Genomic DNA, 22,363 nt, shown 5'->3' with positions numbered 1-22,363 from the left:
ATCAAGGGGCAATCGCCTTGACGTTACCTCCGCCATCTGTATCGGCTGCGAGCGATTTCTCGATTTCGGCAAGTTGCGTACGCTTGGCCGCCAGCTCCTCGGCGAAGGCGAATTCGCCGCCCTGCCGTAAGCGGGAGGACGAAAGCCGTCGCTCGGCATCGGCCAGCCGCTGGCGATAGCGTTCCTGCTCGTCCTCGAAGCCGGACAGCGCGTGCTCGAGGCGGAAGACCGCGCCGAGCGGCGTGGTGGTCACCGGCAATTCGATCTCATGGTCGACGCCGGTGCGCACCAGGATGGTGGTGTAGCGGTATCCGTCCTTGCCGAACCGCTCGCCACAATATTGGAGGTCGAACCCGCCCAACGCTGCAATGGCCACATCGCCCTCCTGGCTGAGTTGCACGAGGGTCAGGATTTCTTTCATCAGCGCCCTGCCCGCGGCCTTGCGCTCGACAAAGGTTTCCTCGCCCACCTCCATACGGAACGCGTCGCCCGTGGTCTGCACGAGCCTCTCGATATCCTGCCCGATCTCACCGATATGCCGGGTGGCGTGTTCGATGTCGCGCTCGGCGTCACGGATCTGGCGGCGGATGGCGAACTGATCGTCCTGGTGCGCGGCGCGGAGCCGATCGAGACGGGCCATGTCGGCCTCGAGGCCCGCCTTCTGCATGAGGCGCGGATCGCCGGATGCAATGGCCTTGGCCATGGCGAACTGGTTGGCCTGCCCCTCGCCCATATCCTCGAGCCGCCGGATCGAGGTATCCCCGGAGAGGGCCGCGGCGATGAAGCGCGCCTTGCGCTCATTGTTCTGCCACATCTGGGCGTCCATCGAGCCTTCCGTGGCATAGGCGAAGATATCGACCACATCATGCTGGTTGCCCTGACGCTGGATACGGCCCTCACGCTGCTCGATCTGCGAGGGCAGCCAGGGCACGTCGAGATGATGGAGCGCCTTGAGACGAAGCTGGGCATTGACCCCGGTGCCCATGGTCTCGGAGCTGCCGATCAGGAACCGCACCTTGCCGGCCCGGACGTCCCCGAACAGGCGCTGCTTGGCCTCGGACTTCTTGAAGTCCTGCATGAAGGCGATTTCGGAGGCCGGGACACCCATGCGCACGAGCTCGTCGCGAATCCAGCGATAGGCCGAGAAGCCGCGCGTCTTTTCGACGCTGATGGTGCCGAGATCGGAAAAGATCATCTGCGCGGCGCCCGTCAACTCGAACGGCTTGCCGTCCGGCCGGACATAGGTGCCGTCTGCGGTCTCGCGCCAGATGCGGAAGGCATTGCCGACGAGGTCGTTGAGCTTGTTGTCGGGCTCATTGTCATTGCCGGCATCGACCAGACGCAGGTCGATCGCGGCATGACGACCATCGGTGATGACGGAGAGCAGTATATCGTCACCGGGCTGAGGCGGGCCCTCGCGGGCCTCGATCGCCTTGATCCGGGCATCGAGCAGGACCTGGTAGCGCTTGAAGGTAGCCGAAGGCTTCGACGTTCTGATCTGCCGCGTGCCGGTCGAAAGCGCGGGGATCTTGACGTAGGCGCGCAAATCCTCGGGCATGACAACATCCGCAAAGGACCGGAACATGGCGATCAGTTCGGGGACATTGACGAAGGTCGCAAAGCGGGTGACCGGCTTGTACTTGCCGTTCGGCTGCAACTCGAGCTCTGTGGTGACATCGCCAAACGTGCTCGCCCAGGCGTCGAACTCATGCAGGCCGCGCTGGTGCAGCGCCTCGAAGCCGAGATAGCGCTGCACCGAGAACATCTCGCCCAGCGTATTGGTGATCGGCGTGCCCGACGCCAGCACAAGCGCCCTGCCCGGATTCCTGGTCTCGACGAACCGAGATTTGACATAGAGATCCCAGGCGCGCTGCGAGCCGTTCGGATCGATTCCTTTCAACGTCGACATGTTGGTGGCGAAAGAGAGTTTCCTGAACTCCTGGGCCTCGTCGACGATGATCTGGTCGATGCCGATCTCGGAAATGGTGAGCAGGTCGTCCTTGCGGGTCGACAGGGATTCGAGCCGTTCCTGCAGTCCCTCCTTCAGGCGCTCGAGGCGCTTGCGCGAAACGCGGTCATCGCTTTCGACCCTGGTCAGGAGGGTCTCGTAAAGCTTGAGCTCGTCCTGGATCATCTGTTGCTCGAAAGCAGATGGCACGTCGATAAAGCGGAAGGCCGAATGGGTAATGATGATGGCGTCCCAGGTCGCCGTTGCGGCGCGCGACAGGAAGCGATGCCGCTTGTCCTTGATAAAGTTGGTCTCGTCGGCAACGAGAATGCGAGCCGTCGGATAAAGCGCCAGGAACTCGCGCGCGGCTTGCGCCAGGCAATGGCCGGGAACCACCATCATGGCCTTGGCGATCAGTCCAAGACGCTTCTGCTCCATGACGGCTGCCGCCATCGTCATAGTCTTGCCCGCGCCGACAGCGTGGGCGAGATGGGTCGAGCCGGCCGAGATGATGCGCCAGATGCCGCGCTTCTGATGCCCGTACAGAGAAAAGGCGCCTGAGGCGCCCGGTAGCTGGAGATGATCCCCGTTGAATCTTCGCGGGGCAATGTTGTTGAAGCGGTCATTGTAGACCCGCGCCAGCCGGTCGGTGCGATCGGTATCGGACCAGATCCAGGCCTGGAAGGTAGTCTTGATCTTGGTCAGTTTTTCCTTCGCAGCTTCGGTGTCGACGACATTGAGGACGCGACGCTCGCTATCGCCCTCCTTAATGATGTCGAAGATCTGCGGCACGCGGCTGTTGAGGGCATCGGCGATCAGCTCGCCCGCGTGTCGGCGTTCCGTACCCCATTCAGAGGTGCCGGTGGCCATCCAGCCCAACTGCCGGGCCTGGACCGTCCAGGATGCAAGCTCGGGCATATGGTGGATCTTGATGTCAGCGCCCATCGTCTCCTTGACGAAGGCGACGACGTCGGTGGCCGGAATCCACGGCGCACCGAGGCGGGCGGTAATATCGGAGGGACCGAGATCGGCGGGCTGCACGTCGAGCAGCGCCCGGACATTGCGCTCGAAGACCGGATCCAGCACCGCGGCGGCTTCCGCGGCCTTGAGCTTGCCGCGGACCTGGCCGGAAAGATAGGCATCCTCTGTCTGCCACGGACCGGTCTCCGGGTCGCGGAAGATGGCGTCGCCCAGTTCGGCTATGACGGCATCACCATCGGCATGCAGCAGTTCCGCGATGTGATCGATGTCCACATGACCCCGTTCGTTCAGGACGACGGCCAATGCGTCGGCTGCCGAGGTGATGATCGGGGCAGAAGGTGGCGCGATGACCCGCTCGGTGAAAATCGGGCCGGGACGCGCCGTATTGGTCTCGAGGTCGTAGTCCTCGATCGAGGCGACCAGCCAGCAATCGGGATCGTCGAGGAAGGGCTGCAGGTTCGGGCGACGATGCGTCTCGCGGACCTCGCCGGTCTCGTCCTCCTCACTGACAGAGACGGTGGTGAAGTTGATCGGTCCGAACTCCCGGACGAAGTTGGACCAGGCAATGCGCAGTTTTACTTGCGCCGGCTTCCAGGGCCAGTCGAGCTCTTGCGCCTTCAGCACCTCGCGCACCGCATCGCGGATCGGAATCAACTTGCGGATGATGCGGGCGTGCTTCTCCGGCACGCCGTCACTGGATCTACCCTTGCGCACGGCAATGGTGACGGGAGCGCCGTCGACCAGCTGCATCAGCGCCGCGTTTTTCCCAACGAAGAAACTGCCCTCGCGGACAGCGGCGCTGTCCGGAACCGGACCGGCGCCATCGGCAGCAACGCTTTCGGCATGGAGGTCGAGCTCCTCCGGCTCGCCGTCATAGAGGGCTTCCGGAAGAAGGGAGACGGCGGAGGCGAGTGCCCGCTCCAGATCGACGCCCTGATGCGGCAGGCAAGTATAGGTTTCACCGAAAGGTCCAGAGGTCTCGGCGTGCGTGCCAAGCACGAAATCAGGATGGCGCACAAACCAGCGGTTCACGCGAATAGCGGCCTCATCGCCATCGGCCGGGCGCACTTCATCCAGATCGAGCCAGGACAAGTCGCCTTCCGCCTCGTCGGACATTCTCTTGCGGAAGAAGAGGATGTCGACGACGACATCCGTGCCGGCATCGGCGCGGAAGCTGCCCTCGGGCAGGCGGATCGCCGCGATCAGGTCGGCTGACTTCGCGATATGCTCGCGAGCCGAACAGTCCGCCTTGTCCATCGTGCCATGCGACGTGACGAACGCGGCCAGTCCGCCCGGCTTCAGAAGATCGAGCGACCGGGAGATGAAGTAGTCGTGGAGTCGTAGCCCCATCGAGCGATAGGCGCGGTCCGAACGCACGGTGCGATCCGAGAATGGCGGATTGCCGATGGCGAGATCGAACTTGGCCGGCAGGTCGGTTCGCGCGAAGTCTGCGTTGATGATGCGGGCGCAGGGCTGGAGCAGGCGGGCGACGCGTGCCGTGACCGGATCGAGTTCCACGCCGGTGACGTGGACCGCATCGCGCATTTCCTCCGGCATCAGTGCCGGGAACAGGCCCGTGCCGATGCCAGGCTCGAGCACCCTGCCCCCACGCCAGCCGATATGTTGCAGGCCGGACCAGATTGCACGGACGATAAACTCCGGCGTAAAATGCGCATACTGAGTACAGCGCGCGAGCGAGGCATATTCGGCCCTCGAGACCGCATCTTCCAGATCGCTTCCGATCTCATCCCACCCAGCTCGGAATCCATCAACGCCAGGACGGCGCAACACACCATTTGCGAGGTCCGACGCACCGAAGCCGGTGAACCTGATGAGGCGCGCCTGTTCCTCGGGCGTCGCCGGGCGGTCCTCGGCCTCGATCTCGGCGGCGAGTCGGATTGCTGCAAGGCTATCCCTGGCCCGCTGCTTCCAGCCACGGGCAAGATCACGGCTGCCGGACAGATGAAAGTTGGCGCCGGCCACCGATGGCGCCGCTCGCTGTGACGTCGATGTCGTTTTGGGCACTGGCATGGCCGGCGCCGGTGCAGTCGGTAGCGGATCGTCATCGACATCGTTGGCGGCGAAATCTCCGCCAAAGGCGGTGACCCCGAGGCCGAGCCCGGACGAAAGTGCGGTATTGCCAAACAGGTCAAGTGTGAAAGGGTCGTCGTTGCACATTGCGGATGTCTCCATAGGTGATGGCGTGCGCGGTCCCCCGGCCGAGTGGGTCGGCAGGGCGATCGGCGCCGCGGGTTTGGAAAGGGTCAGCGGGTGATCAGCGAGAGCGCGATTTCAGTCTCGGTGAGCTGCACGTTGAGGTGCGTGGCACGCATGTTGCGGTCGAACAGCGGGATCAGCCGATCGGCCTCGATGAATTCGATGCCGTCATCGGTGCCGAAATAGCGGCGCTTGTAGTCCCACCAGTCGATATTGCCCTTGGGATGGCACTGCTCGGCATAGATGACGAGCGCCTTTTGCCCCTCGGCCAGCTTGCCGTTGGAGAGGATGTAGACGCCCTCGTCGCCGACCAGCCACAGGCCGGATATTTCACCCTCGCCGGGGCGAGAGCCATAATAGGGATTGCGAAAACCGCCATTGGCGGCCGCATCGGCAACCCCTCGCGCGATGATCTTGCGGACCGCGACAATCGGGAAGGTGAACATGGCAACCTCCCCATCAGGCCGCGCGCCGTGCGGGCAGGTATCGCAGATGCACCGGTAGCTTGGCCTGGATCTCGTCCTCGGTGAGTTCTTCGAGCAGCTTCAGCATCGTGCCGCCGTGACGGCCGTAGACCAGCACGGTGCGCTTGCCGCGAAACTCTGGAAGCCAGCGCTCGCCGGCATAACCGCGATATTCGTCATGGGTCGCGGACCAGATATGTTCGATGCGCTCCTCATGCGTCATCGCCTTCACCGGCCAGGACTCGCGCCCGACGATGGCGTCACGCGTCTCGACAGGAGAGCGGGCCTGCAACAGGTCGCAATAGGCATGGAAGTGGCGCACCTTTCCGTCGATGCGCAGGGTGTAGAAGACGCTGGTGATCGTATCGGTCAGAAACTCGCGCATGGCGAACATTTCACCACGCATCCAAAGCGGCGGCAGAATGTCGAGCATGTAGTCGTGTTCGGCCCGCGCGATCTCGAACCACTCGCCTGCGAACAGCGCGCTGTCGTCCTTGTCCCAACGATTGGGCCGCTGGGCATGGCGGTCGAACAGACGGAACATTTGCCGGCGATCGACGACACCCTGGTAGATCTTGCGGATAGAAGTTTGAAGGGTCATGTGGAGGCTCCTGGCCATTTGCGGGCCGGAGCGCGGTTCATCCTCGTGGATCACCATCGTCTTCAGCCCTTCCGGACCCCTCCTCCACAGCCGCCTCTCCGTCCGGGCGGGTCAAGGGCCGGCGCAGCCGGGCGAAGCTTCACCCTTGAGGCGACCGGCGGGCATGCGGCAGGCCTTCTCCTCCCTCCTCTCCTCCCTCCTCTCTTTCCTCCTCCTCTTGCCTGTTCCGCATCCGCAGGGCGTCGTTCCAGTCCTCGGCGGGTGGCGTCAGCCGAACCCAGTCGCAACAGACATTCTCAGCGATCTCGCGCAGGCGGTCGACGAAGACCTGGCCCTGGCTATTGGCGTCCGTCGCCGCAACGATCTGCGAACCGGGCCGACTGGCCAGGGTGCGCAGCGCCTCCGATGTCGCCGGCGACCAGCCGCCGCCCGCGCTGAGATAGAACGAGCCGGGCCGCATCTCTTCGATCGCCGCCAGGCTCATCGCGTCGATCGCGGCCTCGGTAACGCAGAGGCGAAGTGCATCCGACCGGCCAAGACGGAACAGCACCTTGGCGCCCCCTGACGCAAAACCGCGCCAATCGGGACCGCGCTCCTCCCAGCCGGTGAGAGCGCCATCGCCATCGGTATGGGCAGCCCACATGCTGCCATGCGGGCCTTCTCGCACAAGATTGGCGGATATGGCGATGCGGATAATCCGCTCGGGCAGGCCGCGCTCGTCGTGGAGATAGCGCCAGGTAGCGGAGCCTTTCCATGGCTTGCGACGGGCGCGCCAGCGTTCGGGGATGGACAGGTCCGGCTCGTTCTCGCGCGCTTGCCGTTCCCAGACCGGATGCGATGGGACAAAGCCAATGAGACTGGCGACTTCGTGCATTGCTTCGACGAAGCGCACGCCCCGCAGATGTTCAACGAGACTGAAGACGTCACCCTTGTCGTCGCCAAGCGGGTCGAACCAGCCCTTGCCATCATGAATGACGATCATGATCTCGGCGCCACGGCGATATTTCATGGCCTTGCGCGTGCTTTCCTTGAGGTCGAGCGCGAACCCTACCTCCTCCAGCACAGCGCTGCAGGGCACCTTCCCGCGCAACTCTTCTAGATCTGTCTTGCCCATTCTTCGCGCCGACACCTCTTGTGCTCCTCTTATCCGATTCCCGCTCCCGATCCTTTCGGGGCGAAGACCGGCGGCCGCGAAGAGCAAGGCCGGCAAGGGCGCGGCGGTCAACTAGCATTTTTGCCGGTCGCCAGCGACGGAACCGCGTCGGCGTCAGCTTCCCTTGCCGGCAGAAGCACGCAAGCGGCACGGTTTTCACGATCAGTTTTGCCGGCTTTCTTCATCGGCGACGATCGTGCGCAGCACACCGATGTCCATTTCCACCTGCCGCGAGATGCGGGCGATTTCCGCCGCGGCCTTTGCCCAGTGGTAGAATTCACCTCTGTCGCGACGAACACGAGCGCGGGTCGCCCGGCGCTGCGCCTCGCAATAGGTGCCGAGCTCCTCAGCGGAGAGAAGCCGTCGCGCGTCCTCCCGCCAGCGGCGGCGAAGCTGACGACGACAGTCGATCCAGCGTAAGGACCTTGAACATACGACGTCTGTTCCCTCTTCAGCGTCAGGGATGGCGGCCCGGACGAGTGAAGACCCTTGGGCTTCAGCTCCGCCAACAGCCCGGCCCGTAGAACGACGCCATGACCCGAGTGGGAAACGTGGCCCGACTCATCGTTACCACGACTGTGGACGCATCTTTGCAAAGGGTCCGGAAGCTTTCTGAGATTGCGGGCGACAATCTGAGATTTGAGACGATCGACCGAGAGCTCGTCCGGCAATGCCCGGCATGCCATGTTGAACAACTGGTTGAACGCAAAGGTCGGAACAGTCGCCGGTTTCTTGGCTGCAACGCTGCAACCAGTTTCCAGAGTTCGATCACATGCAGCCTTCAAGAGTTGGCGGCTACATGCAGCATGGAAATTAGGTGCCGCGACATTTGCACGGCCTCGCAGATATGGAAGAAAAGGGGTGGATTTCTGCCTGTCGGCTTTTCGGAACGCGAGGCAAAGAAGCGGAGACATCGTGACTGAAGGCTCGGTCACGCGCTTACCCTTGATGGCCTGTTCTGCTCGATCTAAGTGGCTCGCACTCCAATACCATTGATAACGCTACCGACATGCCACTTCGTGACATGCTGTGTCTCTTCCATCGTCAGAAGCTTTGCGCCAGCATATGCGCGCGTAGTGTGCAGGAATCGAAGGTACGTTCTGCCCTGCCCCGACGAAATACTTATAAGAGATTTGTCCACCAGACTGGCGATCACCCTGCTGAGCGCCCGCGGCTCGCTATAGTCAGCGCCGAGAAGTGCATCCACCGCTTCTAGTTCAAATCGCCCAGCAAATGTCGACAGCCGGCAAAATATTTCTTGCTCGTGTGTCGACAGCAAATTGAAGCTCCAATCGAGCACAGCTTCCATGCTCTGATGCCGCGGCATCGCGCTGCGGCGGCCTTGAAACAGCATTTCGGCGTAGTTGTCGAGAAGCTCGGAGACCCCACCGATCCCCAACGCACCCACACGGCTTGCTGCCAGTTCAATGGCCAACGGAATGCCATCGAGACGATGGCAAATGTCAGCCACGATCGGAGCATCGGCGTCGACGAGCTCGCTACTGTGCCCACTCGCTACCGCTCGCTCAATAAAAAGTTGAACGGCCGGCCAAGCCAACGCGGCATCAGCCGAAAGAACATCTACTGGAGGACATTCCAACGGGGAGAGCAAGTGAACAGTCTCGCCCTCGACCCGCAATGCCTCCCGGCTTGTCGCGAGCAGATGTACCCCGGGGGCATCTCGAACAAGACGCTCCGCCAGCGGCGCTACCGCCTCTATCAGGTGCTCGCAGTTGTCGAGGACAATCAGGATTTTCTTGTTGGCAAGGAATGCTACCAGCGAAGATTCCGCATCGACGCTGTGCACATCACACCGCAACGCTGCCGCCACCGCCTGTGAAACGGCATCCTGATTGGTTTGGAAACCGAGATCTACGAAATAGGCGGCATCTTCGGCAAACTTTTCACGCAATGCATTGGCAGCTGCGATCGCCACGGTAGTTTTTCCAATCCCGCCCGGTCCAACTACTGTTATGAAGCGGCGCGACAGCAATAGCAGCGCCAAGGTATCGACCGTCTCGTTCCGGCCAACCATGAAAAGCGCAGGTGCGGGCAGGCTTGATGGTTGTTCGGGAGTTGCGAAGGGCACGGCCGGCCGGACGACACTGGCATCCCTGGGTCTGACCGGGGCGGCAAACATATAGCCGCGGCCGGCGACGTTAATTATGTAGCGCGCGTCTCCCCTGCCGTCGCCAAGTGCCTTGCGAAGTGCAGCGATGCACACGCGAAGATTGGCTTCCTCCACGGTAACGCGCGGCCATACAAGGGCAAGAAGCTCTCGACCCGAGAGAATTTCTCCGGGTCGCGACGTTAACGCGATCAGCAGATCGAGGGCCCGGCCGCCGATGGCGACCGGCGCACCCTCTCTTTCCAGCAATCGGGAGGGTCCGTTCAAACAGAAGGGGCCAAAACAAATGCTCTCACATCCATCGGTGGACGCTGCCGTGGCGCTTGCAGTCTCGCCTTCTTTCGGCGCAGCAAGTTCAATCGTGGCAGAATCGCTTTTGGGGTCGGGGTCGCCGGCGGTCTGCAGTCGGGGCATGGGACTAATCCTGCCCTGCCAGTTGGCCGATGGAACTGCGTAACGGTTGTGTTCGCGTCGTCCAACCACTGCCTCTTCTCCAAGCCATCTGTCGGACTTGAGGCGTACATCTCTGGCCGTGATCCCCATCGCAGAGCCTTTTTTGCGTAGATTGCGTCACCGGGCACAACCGTTTTTTCGGCTGCCGTCGGGGAAAGTGATGGGAAAATATCGTATCGTGCTAGTTGTACATGGGTATAACGAAGTCCCTACGGGGCTTTTGAATCGGTCGCCGTTGGGTCGGTATCCTCCAACTCGCGGTCTGATTCAGGGAATGTTGTTGACGGAACCTCAAACCAGAAAACCGTATTCTGCCCAGGCCCGCGCTCCACACCGATTGTACCACCCATCAGAGAAACGATTTCGCTGCTGATCGCGAGGCCCAGCCCCATGCGGCCGGTTCGAGAATGACCTTCAGCTCGATAGTATGGCTCGAAAATGTGCTCAAGAGAGGCGTCAGGTATGCCGGAACCATCATCCGCCACAGTTACCCGCAGCCGATCATGGGTGTTTCCCACTAAAGCGAAAGCAATCGACACTCTGGCTTTCGCATGCTGCAGTCCATTGCTTACTAGATTTATGAGCACTTGGCTCACACGCTCCGGATCCAACTGAAGCTCAAGGGTGGGATCGGAGTGGCCTATCTCAAGTTCGATGCCTTTTTCCTGAGCCTGAGCGAGGAGAGTGGCTGCAACATTTCGGACGAGAATGCTGACATTGGTCAGACTGCGGTGAAGCGTGTGGCCTTCCGCTTCGAAGCGAGTGTAATTCAGCACACCGTTGAGGAGGTTCAGAACATGATTGCTGATGTTGTCGATGATCCGTAACGACTCCACTCGCTCGTCACGAGCCGACGTCGTCTTCAGCAAACCGGAAGTTAGAAGAGCCAGGCTCGCCAAGGGCGATCTGATTTCATGGCTCATGGTAGCGAGGAAACGTGATTTCACGGCGTTGGCATTCTCTGCCGCCCGTCGGTCCAGCTCCGATTGCATCTGGAACAGTTTGCGCGTCTCGAGCGCCGCTCCAACGAGCAGTGTTACAAGGGTCGTAGCAGCGAGAAAGCACTGCACTGTGAGCGTCTCGATATCCAGGACGCTGACGATACCCAGCCGGAGGTTGTTTAATTGTATTGCCAGTGCAGTCATGCCGATTCCCAGGACGCCCAGCGACGCCGAGAGAAAGCCTGAGGAAAAGGTCACGACAATCATGGCGACTGTTATGAGAAAAAGCAGAGAACCGTCCGACCGATTGAAGATGAACCAGACCAGTGAAAAGACCATTCCGCCAGCCAGGACGCTGATGACGCCCTCCCGAAGGGAAGGCCATCTCCATGGCGATTTCAGGAGCAGAAGCACGGGAGGCGCGAGCGCCACCATCCCCAGCAGCCCGGCGGCCTGTGCGATACTGGAGGTCCAGATGGCATTTCGCGTATTCGGCACAAAGGCGTCGATGAACCTGACGGCGACGGATGGCCCGGTTGTGACACTTTCCGGCACCAGGTATGGCAACAGGTAACTGCGTGCCAGGAGAGACGCGAGCATCGCCACGGCAATCGCCAGAACATGCCAAACGCGCCGCACGTCAACGCCGGACGGCAACAGCATTTCCAGGAAGATCACGAAGAGCAGGATGCCGCCGGCGCGGGAAAAAGACGTTCCCACGACGGTGACGGGATCGATTTCGCCATCCGCCCACCAGACGGATATGAAGGTTGCCATGGCAACGAAGGGAAAGACCCAAAGACGATGCCAGCCACGCGTCATGATCAATCCGACGCCGAACAACATCGGCGTAGGATTGATGACCGGCACACGACCTACGTCAAAGAGAGGCTGCATTGCCACCAGGAAAATGGTGTAGATGATTGTTGCGACGAGCAGCGGCCCCATTGTACTCGATCGGGGCTCGGAATTTGACATCTTCACCGTCGGCGCAGGCGTTCGTGCAACCTAACAAGGGCCGCAACGGAAGACGCCTTCATCTTTTTCATCATGCGAGCACGATGAACCTTGACCGTGATCTCGGCCAAAGCCATGTCGTTTGCGATCTGCTTATTGAGCTTGCCCGCTACGACATGAGACATAACCTCCGTCTCGCGCGGCGACAGACTGTCGTACGCCCTCTCGATCCGGAGTTCTTCGTCTCGTTCTTGTTGGCGACTTACTTCAATGCCCGACGCGCGCGTCAAGACTTCTATCAGTGCTTTTTCCGCGAACGGCTTCACCAGGTAATCGAACGCGCCGCTTCGCATGGCCTGGACTGCGAGAGCCACCTCGTCCCGACCGGTCATGAAGATAACCGGACGCTCGTCATTGCGCGCAGCCAACCTACCCTGGAGTTCCAGGCCGGTATCGCCCGGAAACTCTACGTCCAACAGGAGTATGCCGGGCTCGGACGGCATGATGCGAGCTTCGAAGTCGGAGGTCGAGGAAAAGACCTCAACGCTCCACCCCGCCGCAGACAAAAGCTGTTTCAATGCCAGGAGGAGATTGGTGTCATCATCGACGACAAACACCCTTCCTCTGACTGTCTCCCCTCCAGTCATTGAATTGCCTTGCAGTCGCGAAAAAAAGCCCCAGAGAAGCGTGGCTGACCCCAGGAACACGGCCCCTATCTGAACCCAGAACTGATCAGGTTTTACGAAATTTTACAACGTAAAACTTGCGCTCTCCCAAGACGGGTGGCGTTGCGGGGGCAGACTCATGCGTTTCACCTGCAGCCATGCGGCGGAATATGTCCGCCCAATCAGAAGGACCGGCAAGATCATCATCGCAACCAGGTGGCAGCTCGGCTATCGTGCCGCAGGCCAAGTCTCGTCGCGTCGAGGCTTGGCTCTGTAAGAAAGCCAGCGGAGGCAGGATGCTCGATCTGGCAGCGCATAGGAGAGACAGGCCCGTCGCGTCGACTGTGCCCGACTATCGAGCCATGATCCGTGCCGTGACCCAGCGCGACAACGCGCGCGCCCTCATCGACGGCATGACGGCCGCCAGCGATCTGGCCTCACCACGGCCGCGCCCGCAAAGATCGAGGTACTGGTCGACGCACGATTGAAACCGATGAAGCTGGGCAGCCATTCACTTCAAATACGCCGCGCCAAGCCGCCTCTACTGGGCTGGCCGGCCCGGGATGCGGGTCGTGCAGGCCCTGCATTGGATGCCGGACATGCTCGCGCAGGAGAGCGAGCGAACACGCATCCACACGGAGTTGCGACGTCTGCTTGACGACCCGAAGCATGGCGAGGCTATCCGCGAGGACCTGCGCGCCGGGGGGCCTACTCCACTAGTCAATTTGCACGCCGAAACACAGGCCGAAGCGGCGCGCGAGCGTAGAGTCCGGCGCACGGTCCTAATGTCGGCCTTGTCAGTTCGTCGCGGACAGCTCTACCTGCTCGACACCTGCCGCAATATTGATGCCCGTCTGCCCTTCGACTGCGAGGGGCTGCAACGCGAAGGCCTTTTCTGTACCGCCAACGAGAATGTCCGCGCCAAGTCCGAAACCAGCGGCCACTTCTGCGTGCACTCCCTCGTACTTCCCGGAGAGCAGGCCGTTCTCCCGGGCCAGGGATGCGGAAACGACCGCCCAGACGAGATGAGCTTCCTTTATCTCGCCAAGCTCGATTCCATATTGGTGAATCGTTCCGGTGTAGTTTTCGATCGTGCCGTCACTGCGCGTGAAATCGCAGGTCATCGTCTGCTTGCGCGCGAGTATTTCGCCAATGCCTATCGAAGTGTCGCATTGAAGAACTCCGACCCGGGCATTTACCGACCAGGCAGGAATGGTCGTGGGGAGCAGAATTGCCGCAGCGGCTAGAAGCGCTGTGTGGCGAGCTATGATTCCTGGGAGCATGCAATTTTCCTTTGCTTGAGTAAGATTCTTAAAGCTTTAAGCGGTCCTTTGATGTCAGCAGTCGGTCGGTGCCGTCCTATCGTCAAACGAGCCGTGATCCGGTCGACCGCTTCTTTGACAGTGTTAAGGTACGATGAATGGGTGTCGCCCCGCCACGGACGTTTGCTACCACACGGACGCCGCCCTGCTCTATCCAAACGATTGTGGCCGGTGAGCGATACAGGCCACCAGAATGCCGTAATCGCCATGGGGGAGAGCACCATCAGGGCTGGGTCGGCGACGTCGCTTTCGCGCGCGGGGAATATGTTTGTCCATTGGGCGTTGTGCAACCTATTGTGGAACCTTAACAATGGTTTCTTCCGTTTCGTTCGATGGATCGACCGAACTCCAGCTGGAATAGTCGGCCTCTGGGTCGACCTTCCCTTTGAAGAGAAAGTAGATGACGAGCGTATAGACCAGCGTGATCGGCAGCACGACCAGCCCGGCTCCCCAAAAGAGGAACGCCTGGCTGGACCGGGGTGCGGCGGCTTCCGCGATTGTGATCGAGAACGGCACCATGTAGGGATAGAAGGAGACCGCCAAGGTTCCAAAGGCTGCCGCGAAGATAACGAGACCGCAGAGGAATGGCGTACGTTCCTGACGATGCCGTACGGCTCTGAACATCGCCCAGGTGGCAGCGACGCCAATCATCGGGAAGATCACGAGTGCCGGACGATCCAACCATCGTTCCATGACACGTAACTGAAGGCCGAGCGCGGCCACAAAAGCCACGGTCAGGAAAAGAAGCACGCCACCGAGCAACCTCGGCAGGAGGCGAAAGGCCATCGTCTGGATGTCGCCCTCCGTCTTGCAGACCAGCCAGCCGGCGCCCAGCATGGCGTAGCCTAGACAGAGGCCCAGCCCGCAAAAGAGCGCGAAGGGCGAGTACCAGCCGAAGGCGCCCCCCGTATATTGTCCGTCCGCGATCGGCAGGCCGGTCACAAGCGCGCCCACCGTCATCCCCTGGATGAAGGTCGCAACAAGAGAGCCGAATATGAAGCACCCGTCCCAAAATCGCTTTCGACGGATGCTCTTTTCACGAAACTCGAAAGAGATCCCGCGCAGGATGAGCCCCGCCAGCATGAGGAACAGAGGCAGGTAAAAAGCGGACAGTAGAGACGCATAGACCAGCGGAAAGATACCGAAAAGGATTGATGCCGTGACGATCAGCCAGGTTTCGTTCCCGTCCCACACGGGGGCGATAGCCGCGAGCATCTGGCGTCGGTGCCGTTCGTCCGGCGCGAGAGCAAGAAGCATCCCCACCCCGAGATCTAAGCCATCGAGCACCACGTAAAGTATCAATGTAAGCGCGAGTGCAACGGTCCAGAACTCGATCATGACATGCCCTCCCCGACTAGAGGCGTTTCGCTTCTCTGAGCCCCCGGACTGTTGCCGGCTATCGACAGGGGTCTCTTGGGGTTTGTGCGATCCAGCGGGTTGGGCGACGGCGAGCCAGGCCCCCGCCGAAGCAGTCGGTAGATATAGACGACACCCGCGCTGAAAATGACGGTGTACACCACGGCGAACATGATCAGAGTTGTCGCTACCTGCGCCGTTGACAGGAAGGGCGTGACAGCATCCGCTGTCCGAAGCTGGCCATACACGGTCCATGGCTGACGACCGACCTCTGCTGTGAACCAGCCGGTCAGAGTTGCAATGAAACCAAGTGGAAAGGACAGAAAGACGGCCCACAGCAGCCAGCGCTGGCGCTCAAGGCGTTGGCGTCCAATCTGAATGCAGCCATACCACGCTAGCGCGAGCATGAGCAGGCCGCACCCGACCATGACGCGAAACGCGAAGAACGGGATCAGAACAGGAGGACGGTCGCCAACAGGAAAGCTCTTCAGGCCGACTTCCTTCGAACTCAGACTGTTGGACGCAATCAGGCTGCCCAGAAACGGGATGCTGATCGCATAATCGTTTGATTCCGTGCGCTCGTTGGGCCATGCAATCAGCACTTCGGACGCCGGCTGCTCGTCTTCCCAACGTGCCTCGATGGCGGCGAACTTCGCCGGCTGCTTGTCGTGAACGTAGTCGCCGACGAGATGGCCAATGACCAGTTGCACCGGGACAAGCAAAGCGGCCAGGCCCAGCGCCATGCGCAGCATGACGCGCGCCTCTGCCTTGAAGCGCCCGCGAAGCAGATGCCATGCTCCCGTCGCGGCGATACAGAAGGCCGACGTGACGTAGGCGGCCAGGAGCATGTGAGGGAAACGCACCCAGACGACAGGGCTGAAAATGATCGCATGCCAGTCTGTCGGCTCGAATATGCCCGGGGGCAGCATCCTGTAACCGACCGGCCACTGCATCCAGCTGTTGTTCACCATGATCCAGAAAGAGGACATTGTTGTGCCCAGCGCGACCATCAGGCATGCAAAAAGGTAGAACCAGCGCGGCACGCGGCTGCGTCCGAACATCATCACGCCAAAAAAGCTGGCCTCTAGCGCAAATGCGGTGAAGCTTTCGTAGCCAAGAAGCGGCCCCTGGATCGCGCCCGTCCGGCGCGAGAGTTCGCTCCAATTCGTACCGAACTGGAACGCCAGTACGATGCCCGAGACCACGCCCAAGCCGAAGGCGACCGCAAATATAGTGCGCCAGAAATCCGAGAGGCTTCGGTACACTGGCTTGCCCGTAGCCATCCACATGGCTTCCAGCACGCAAAGCCACGCGGCGAGCCCGACCGTGAAAGCCGGAAAGATGATGTGGAACGAGACGGTAACCGCGAACTGTATGCGCGAAAGCATGAGGGCGGTAAGGTCCATGGTCCGATCCTCGTGGTAGAAGAAGGTGTGACGGATCTCGGCCATTCAGGCGAAGCGAAGGGCCGCCTCGCCGAGCTAGGCGATCGTCTCGCGGCTCTTAGGAGACGTCCGGCATGATCTTGCCCATCTCCATTGCTTGGCTAGCCGGTACCTCCTGAATCCCGATGACGATTTGATCGTTCTTTGCGCCAGTTGCGCTCTGGAGCAGTTCCCAGAGCCGCGCGAGCATCTTGCGCTTGTAGTCATCCGACCTGCCGGTTCGTATGACGAGTGTAAGCGCCGCCGTCGCCGCAGCTTCGCCCGCCGTGAATCCGTTCCCCTGCGGGTATTCCTGGAAGATGATGTGCACCCAGTTCGTCGGAAGGGCGGCATATTCCGAATGGAACTCAGTCAGTTTGGCCGCCAGATCGCTCTTGGCTTCGCTGCTGAGCACTCCGGCCTGCGTAGCAACAGTGTATAGCGGCATCGGCTATCTCCATGGGCCGGCTAGAGCCGAATGTTTTCCTCGGCAAGGTGGATAAGTTCACCGGCCCTGCCGTCCAGGACGGCCTTGAGCATGAACATTCCGAATTTTTGCGCTTCGTCGAACGTCTTGGTCGGCGGCATCACCAATTCCTGGCGGGCGCTGACAACATCCAAAAGCGCGGGACCATCGTGGCTGAGGACCTCGCGAATGCCGGCTTCCAGATCTTGGGGCGTCTCCACCCGGACACCCTTGATGCCCATGGCTTCCGCCATCGCCGCGAAATTGGGATTGGTGAGATCGCAGCCGACGTTGAGGAACCCCGACGCCTTCATCTCGATTTCAACGAACCCAAGAGTGCCATTGTTCAGCACGACGACCTTGACCGGCAGCTTGTGCTGGATGAGCGTCACAAACTCGCCCATCATCATGGTGAAGCCGCCGTCGCCTGAGAGTGAGACGACCTGCCGCTTCGGGAACGTTGCCTGCGCCCCGATGGCATGCAGCATCGCATTGGCCATTGAGCCGTGGTTGAAGGAACCGATCAGCCGCCGGCGCCCGTTCATCTTGAGATATCGCGCCGCCCAGGCAACCGGGGTGCCAACATCGCAGGTGAAGATGGCATCCTCGTCCGCCAGTTCGCTGACAAGCTTGTTGACGTATTGGGGGTGGATCAGTTTCGTTCCAACCCGGCCTTCTGCCAGACCGTCAAGCCTTTCCCGGGCTTTGCGGTAGTCAGCGAGAGCCTCATCCAGATGGAAAGTGTCGGACTTCTCCTGCACGAGGGGAAGGAGTGCGCCCAGCGTGTCCGTCACATCCCCAATAACGCCAACATCGAGCGCGCAACGGTTACCGAGCGCCTCGGGCCGGATATCCACCTGGGCTATCCTCGCGTTGTCGGGAAGGAATTGGCGGTAGGGAAAATCGGTTCCCAGCATTAGCAGCGTGTCGCAGTTCTTCATCGCCCAATAGCCGGACGCAAAACCGAGCAGGCCAGTCATGCCGACATCGAACGGATTGTCGTATTCAAGGTGCTCCTTACCTCGCAGAGCGTGCACGATCGGAGCCTTTAACTTCCTGGCAAGCGCCACGACCTGGTCGTGAGCGCCGGCGCAACCCGCTCCGCAAAACAGTGTGACGCGCCGGCCCTCGTTCAGCAGGCGGGCAAGCCCCATCAGTTCGTTGCCCTTCGGGCGGACGCATGGATCCGCCGGCAACACCCATGCCGAGACTCGTCTCTCGATGTGCTGCAGCGCGACGTCACCAGGCAGCACGACAACGGCCACACCCTTGCGCGCGAGGGCGACGCGCATCGCACGGGCGAGCACCTGTGGCAGCTGGTCCGGATGGCTCACCAGTTCGACGTAGTGGCTGCATTCCCGGAAGAGGTTCTCGGGATGAGTTGCTTGGAAAAAGTCGATGCCGATCTCGCTGCTCGGAATATGCGCGGCGATGGCGAGAACGGGCACCCTGCTGCGCTGCGCATCATAGAGCCCATTGATCAGGTGCAGGTTGCCCGGCCCGCAGCTGCCTGCGCAGACAGCCAGCTTGCCGGTGAGGTGCGCCTCGGCGCAGGCCGCGAATGCCGCTCCCTCTTCGTGACGCATATGAATCCACTCGATGGTCTCCAGGTGATCAAGCGCATCGGTGAATCCGTTCAAGGAATCCCCGACAACTCCATAGATGCGTTCCACACCGGCCCGGGCGAGAGTGCGTGCCATGTATTCCGCAGCAGTCATGCTCATGGATTCGGTTCCATTTCTGTTGGGCTCGTGTGCTCGGTTGCGATCGAAGCCCGGCATCGGGCTTCGGTTGGCTAGGCCAGATAGTCTCGCAGGATTGGTAGGTCGGTGACCGAATAGGACATGCTGAACCGAAAGCCCCTTCCGACACGCTGCGGAGCGATCCGGTGCATGTCCTCCCCTGCGACTTCAGGGATCGTCAGTTCGGCGCTCCCGGACCAGACGTCGCTGAAAGTAAGATCGTCCATCTTCGACAAGGTCAGCTCGTTGACGGCCGGCTTGTCCTGGCGACCCGCGGTAAGCTGGGGGAAATACCGACGGATGATGGTCGGACGATTGAATACCTTGGTGGGATCCGGGACAGCACCTTCCAGCTGGATGCGGGCAGTCGCCATGCGCTCGCCGTGAGCCGAAACGCTCGCACCAAAGCGGCTTCCTTTTGCGACGGGGGCGGCCGCCGGGTTTGGGGCGGTAAAGCTGCGCGTCTGAAAGATGCTACCCAGCTTCTTGGGGTAGCCCTGGATCCAGCCGCGGGCCAGTGCCGCGTCATTGTCGACGAAGATATGGAGTGCGCCCCTGAGGGTGGACAGATCGGGATGTGTGGATTGACCAGCCTTCCGGGTTTTCGGAGAGAGAACCCATGGCAAAGCACCGCAGTCACAGCATCGAGTTCAAACGCCAGGTGGCTCAGGAGTTCATCGCCGGCGAGACGCTGCACGGCCTCGCGAAGCATCACGATGTCTCGCGCAACCTGATCCGCATCTGGGTCCGCAAATATGAGCAAGGCGCGTTCGACGATGATGCACAGGCCGCCGATCTGATCCAGGAATACGAAGCCCGGATCGCAGCGCTCGAACGGTTGGTCGGTAAGCAGGCTCTGGAACTGGAGTTTCTAAAGGGGGCTCTCAGAAACGCACCGCGACCGAGAAGCGGGACTACATCCGTCATCACCGGCCCCGCGGCATCAGCGTTGCCGAAGGATGCCGGTTGATGGGAATCGCGCGCTCCACCTACTACGACCGCTCGGAGAAGCCAGCCGACGACACCGCGATCGTCGAGACAATGTTCGCGATCAGCGACGAGTTCGAGTTCTACGGTTATCGCCGCGTCGGCGCTGCGCTGCGTCAGCAAGGCCTCGTCGTGAACCACAAGAAGATCCGGCGCCTGATGCGCGAGCATGATCTGCAGCCCAGGATCAGGCGGCGCTTCGTAGCCACCACCGACAGCGATCATGATGGCCCGTTCTTCCCCAACCTGGCGAAGGAAATCGTTCCGACCGGCCCGAACCAGCTCTGGGTCTCCGACATAACCTATGTCGCGCTGCCGACCCGCTTCGTCTACGTCGCAGTCATTCTCGACGCCTGGTCGCGCATGATCGTCGGCTACGCAATTGGCCGATCGATCGATGCGCGGCTGACGATGGCAGCCTTGAAGGCGGCCATTGAACGGCGCCAGCCGCCGTCCGGCTGCATTCATCATTCCGATCGGGGTTCCCAATACGCTGCGCAAATTTACCGCGAAGCGCTGGAAACAAACGGCCTGACGGGCTCGATGGGCCGCAGAGGCAATCCTTACGACAACGCCGAGGCGGAGAGCTTCATGAAGACGCTGAAGGTCGAGGCGGTCTACCCGATGGCCTTCGAAACCTTCGACGACGTCATTGATCACCTTCCCCGCTTCATCGAGGACGTCTACAACAAACGCAGGCTCCATTCGGCGCTCGGATATCTGAGCCCGCAGCAGTTCGAGGATCAACACATCCGGCAGACTGGCAAATCAGCAGCCTGATATCTGTCCACCCTCAGGGGCGCACTCCATGGTCTGACACATTTTTACGGAGCTGCCCGTAGCGGTGGCTGTAGAAGTTGCGTACGAGTTAGACAGCCGCTTTCTGCGTCGCCACGATTGCGGTTCTTACGCCAGCATCACGAGCGTTACCAATCACTGAATGTTCTCCTCCACCGATGCCAGCAGGCGGAGCTAATGATGCTTTTCCAATCTCTCGACTAGCCCCTATTTATCAAATCTCCACACGGTGGTTGCGCCATACATAGTCGGCGAAGCTGTCCACTTCTGCTTGCCGTCTCTGGTCGGACCAATGCAGGACCCTGCCCATCGCATCGACAATCTTGTCCAGGAACTCCGGCGTCACGGCCTTGTCCCAGAACAGAGGTGTGCGTCGGCAAAGGATATCGACGGCGCTCGTAGCGTGCTCTGCTGTCAGGAAATAGCTAACGGCGCGCTCGATGTCGGCGGTCGACGATGCCGGCGTCAGGGCCGGAGCCTCGCGCGGAGAATAGTTAATCGTCTTGGCGGGACCGGCGGCTCCCAAGACGCCTTTGATCTTCTGCGTGACCCTCCGGGCGGTCTGGCGGTGGTTGACGATGATGCCCCAGGTCACGGCCAAGAGGTTGCGTGCGCCCTGGTCCACCATGTCGTGAAAGATGCTGAACGGCAGCCGCTTGCCCTTCGCACGGTTGGGATCGAAGGTGATCGGACGCGCGCCTGCCCAGGCCATCTCGACCTTGGCATCCTTGATCGGCAAGCCGGGAAGAAGGGCCTGCGCCTCGCGGATGATGAAATCGATGTCTTCGTCCAGGGGAGTCACTTCGTCGGGGTGCCCATCATAGAATGTCTCGGTCGGCCCCAAATAGTGGTACTCGCCCCATGGCAGGCAGAAGATGTGCTCGCCTTCCGAATTCTCACCGGCGATGCCATGGCCGCGGAATTCCTCGGGAAGGCGAATGAGCACATGGACGCCCTTCATCGCGCGGACGCGCGGCGGGATGTTGTCCAGGCCCGGGACCATGCGGTTGGTGCGATCGATCTCGATGCCGGCGAGGTTCAGCACGTAGCGGGCGTCGATCGATGCCTTGTGCTCACTATCGGCAAGCGTGAGCTTCCAGCTTGTCTTGCCGGATTTCTCCAGCTTGACTACCTCGGTATAGTTGCGGATCACCGCGCCCATGTCTTCTGCGTTGAGGCACGCGTCGAGCGCGATGCGCTCCGGCCACCTGAACTGCTGGTCGGTGAAGGCCACGACCGAACGGATGTCGCCCTGGTTGACGAGATGCTTGATGAAGGGATGCGGCGACGCCGCGCCTTTCCAGCGCCGATAGTTGATCGGGCTGCGCCCGCGGTTCATGAGCCGCACGAGGGCTGCGCCGATGTCGACATGCCAGCCGCTGTAGCCAGCATGCTTGTAGATCGGCAGCGCGATGTCCATCGGCCGCAGATAGGCGCGGATCGTGTTGTAGAGCTCGCCCTGCGCAACCGCCATGTCGCTTGCGGTGCGCAGCTTCATCAAAAGGGTTCCCGGCGCGAAAAGGAATTCCGAGACCGATTTTTTCGGTGCGAGGAACCGCAAGCCGCAATGCAGGATGCGTCCCGAACGGCTGGTTGCACCGCTGGCGAAATCGCGCTTCTCAACCAGCAGCACCTTGTAGCCCGAAGCTGCGAGGTGCTGGGCGGCGGAGCATCCGTTTATGCCACCTCCGATGATCGCCACGTCGAAGGATTGCCCATGAAATTGCGTTAGGGCCGAGCGCAGGTTTTCCATCTCTGAT

16 protein-coding genes are annotated in these 22,363 nt (G+C 61.0%); 2 read left to right on the top strand and 14 right to left on the bottom strand.

Going from position 1 to position 22,363, the window contains the following annotated elements:
• Position 1: 1 nt before the first annotated feature.
• From N7E70_RS30725 to N7E70_RS30660, 13 genes are all read right to left on the bottom strand, one after another.
• Positions 2-5,107 (bottom strand): Eco57I restriction-modification methylase domain-containing protein, encoded by a 5,106-nt coding sequence (locus N7E70_RS30725; protein ID WP_263008410.1) that lies wholly within the window; start codon positions 5,105-5,107, stop codon positions 2-4.
• An 86-nt stretch (positions 5,108-5,193) separates the two neighbouring features.
• On the bottom strand, positions 5,194-5,592 hold the full coding sequence (locus tag N7E70_RS30720) for a DUF3085 domain-containing protein (protein WP_263008409.1): 399 nt from the start codon (positions 5,590-5,592) through the stop codon (positions 5,194-5,196).
• A gap of 13 nt (positions 5,593-5,605) precedes the next feature.
• Positions 5,606-6,211 carry a DUF1419 domain-containing protein gene (locus tag N7E70_RS30715; protein ID WP_263008408.1) on the bottom strand — a complete coding sequence of 202 codons (606 nt, stop codon included), beginning with the start codon at positions 6,209-6,211 and terminating at the stop codon, positions 5,606-5,608.
• Between the two features lie 139 nt (positions 6,212-6,350).
• Positions 6,351-7,325, bottom strand: a complete 975-nt coding sequence (locus N7E70_RS30710) for a DUF3991 and toprim domain-containing protein (protein WP_263008429.1) — start codon at positions 7,323-7,325, stop codon at positions 6,351-6,353.
• Between the two features lie 1,006 nt (positions 7,326-8,331).
• Positions 8,332-9,906 carry an ATP-binding protein gene (locus N7E70_RS30705; RefSeq protein ID WP_263008407.1) on the bottom strand — a complete coding sequence of 525 codons (1,575 nt, stop codon included), beginning with the start codon at positions 9,904-9,906 and terminating at the stop codon, positions 8,332-8,334.
• Positions 9,907-10,154: 248 nt separating this feature from the next.
• Entirely contained in the window at positions 10,155-11,834 is a 1,680-nt protein-coding gene (locus N7E70_RS30700) for a sensor histidine kinase (RefSeq protein ID WP_263008406.1), read from the bottom strand.
• Positions 11,835-11,866: 32 nt separating this feature from the next.
• Positions 11,867-12,460, bottom strand: coding sequence for a response regulator transcription factor (locus N7E70_RS30695; protein WP_263008405.1), 594 nt, complete (start codon positions 12,458-12,460; stop codon positions 11,867-11,869).
• Between the two features lie 845 nt (positions 12,461-13,305).
• A complete protein-coding gene (locus N7E70_RS30685; RefSeq protein ID WP_263008404.1) occupies positions 13,306-13,791 on the bottom strand; it encodes a DUF992 domain-containing protein in 486 nt (161 codons plus the stop codon).
• Positions 13,792-14,121: 330 nt separating this feature from the next.
• On the bottom strand, positions 14,122-15,168 hold the full coding sequence (gene cydB / locus N7E70_RS30680; RefSeq protein ID WP_263008403.1) for a cytochrome d ubiquinol oxidase subunit II: 1,047 nt from the start codon (positions 15,166-15,168) through the stop codon (positions 14,122-14,124).
• Complete coding sequence (locus tag N7E70_RS30675; protein ID WP_263008402.1) at positions 15,165-16,592, bottom strand: cytochrome ubiquinol oxidase subunit I; 1,428 nt, start codon at positions 16,590-16,592, stop codon at positions 15,165-15,167. Before N7E70_RS30675 ends, cydB begins: the two co-directional genes overlap by 4 nt.
• Positions 16,593-16,689: 97 nt before the next feature.
• Complete coding sequence (locus N7E70_RS30670; protein WP_263008401.1) at positions 16,690-17,058, bottom strand: tautomerase family protein; 369 nt, start codon at positions 17,056-17,058, stop codon at positions 16,690-16,692.
• A 20-nt stretch (positions 17,059-17,078) separates the two neighbouring features.
• On the bottom strand, positions 17,079-18,800 hold the full coding sequence (gene poxB, locus N7E70_RS30665) for a ubiquinone-dependent pyruvate dehydrogenase (RefSeq protein ID WP_263008400.1): 1,722 nt from the start codon (positions 18,798-18,800) through the stop codon (positions 17,079-17,081).
• Between the two features lie 71 nt (positions 18,801-18,871).
• Complete coding sequence (locus N7E70_RS30660; RefSeq protein ID WP_263008399.1) at positions 18,872-19,444, bottom strand: acetoacetate decarboxylase family protein; 573 nt, start codon at positions 19,442-19,444, stop codon at positions 18,872-18,874.
• Here N7E70_RS30660 and N7E70_RS30655 point away from each other — a divergent pair.
• Together N7E70_RS30655 and N7E70_RS30650 are read left to right on the top strand one after the other, a co-directional pair.
• Positions 19,438-19,788 carry a transposase gene (locus tag N7E70_RS30655; RefSeq protein WP_095809480.1) on the top strand — a complete coding sequence of 117 codons (351 nt, stop codon included), beginning with the start codon at positions 19,438-19,440 and terminating at the stop codon, positions 19,786-19,788. The two genes, N7E70_RS30660 and N7E70_RS30655, sit on opposite strands and share 7 nt — an antisense overlap.
• Complete coding sequence (locus N7E70_RS30650) at positions 19,737-20,585, top strand: IS3 family transposase (protein ID WP_331461961.1); 849 nt, start codon at positions 19,737-19,739, stop codon at positions 20,583-20,585. Before N7E70_RS30655 ends, N7E70_RS30650 begins: the two co-directional genes overlap by 52 nt.
• 232 nt (positions 20,586-20,817) lie before the next feature.
• On the opposite strand, the gene N7E70_RS30645 is transcribed toward N7E70_RS30650, so the two are convergent.
• Positions 20,818-22,356 (bottom strand): FAD-dependent oxidoreductase, encoded by a 1,539-nt coding sequence (locus N7E70_RS30645; RefSeq protein ID WP_263008398.1) that lies wholly within the window; start codon positions 22,354-22,356, stop codon positions 20,818-20,820.
• Positions 22,357-22,363: the final 7 nt, after the last annotated feature.

This window comes from Aminobacter sp. NyZ550, assembly GCF_025628925.2.
Taxonomy (GTDB): Bacteria; Pseudomonadota; Alphaproteobacteria; order Rhizobiales; family Rhizobiaceae; genus Aminobacter; species Aminobacter ciceronei.
Note: the sequence above shows the minus strand (reverse complement) of the source record. Positions and strands in the feature narration are given on the sequence as shown.

Coding starts and splice junctions, on each gene's coding strand:
- N7E70_RS30700 (WP_263008406.1), bottom strand. CDS start 11,834: ATGGGGCCGCTGCTCGTCGCAACAATCATCTACACCATTTTCCTGGTG.
- N7E70_RS30675 (WP_263008402.1), bottom strand. CDS start 16,592: ATGGACCTTACCGCCCTCATGCTTTCGCGCATACAGTTCGCGGTTACC.
- N7E70_RS30710 (WP_263008429.1), bottom strand. CDS start 7,325: ATGGGCAAGACAGATCTAGAAGAGTTGCGCGGGAAGGTGCCCTGCAGC.
- N7E70_RS30685 (WP_263008404.1), bottom strand. CDS start 13,791: ATGCTCCCAGGAATCATAGCTCGCCACACAGCGCTTCTAGCCGCTGCG.
- N7E70_RS30705 (WP_263008407.1), bottom strand. CDS start 9,906: ATGCCCCGACTGCAGACCGCCGGCGACCCCGACCCCAAAAGCGATTCT.
- poxB (WP_263008400.1), bottom strand. CDS start 18,800: ATGAGCATGACTGCTGCGGAATACATGGCACGCACTCTCGCCCGGGCC.
- N7E70_RS30670 (WP_263008401.1), bottom strand. CDS start 17,058: ATGCCGCTATACACTGTTGCTACGCAGGCCGGAGTGCTCAGCAGCGAA.
- N7E70_RS30720 (WP_263008409.1), bottom strand. CDS start 5,592: ATGTTCACCTTCCCGATTGTCGCGGTCCGCAAGATCATCGCGCGAGGG.
- cydB (WP_263008403.1), bottom strand. CDS start 15,168: ATGATCGAGTTCTGGACCGTTGCACTCGCGCTTACATTGATACTTTAC.
- N7E70_RS30655 (WP_095809480.1), top strand. CDS start 19,438: ATGGCAAAGCACCGCAGTCACAGCATCGAGTTCAAACGCCAGGTGGCT.
- N7E70_RS30715 (WP_263008408.1), bottom strand. CDS start 6,211: ATGACCCTTCAAACTTCTATCCGCAAGATCTACCAGGGTGTCGTCGAT.
- N7E70_RS30645 (WP_263008398.1), bottom strand. CDS start 22,356: ATGGAAAACCTGCGCTCGGCCCTAACGCAATTTCATGGGCAATCCTTC.
- N7E70_RS30725 (WP_263008410.1), bottom strand. CDS start 5,107: ATGTGCAACGACGACCCTTTCACACTTGACCTGTTTGGCAATACCGCA.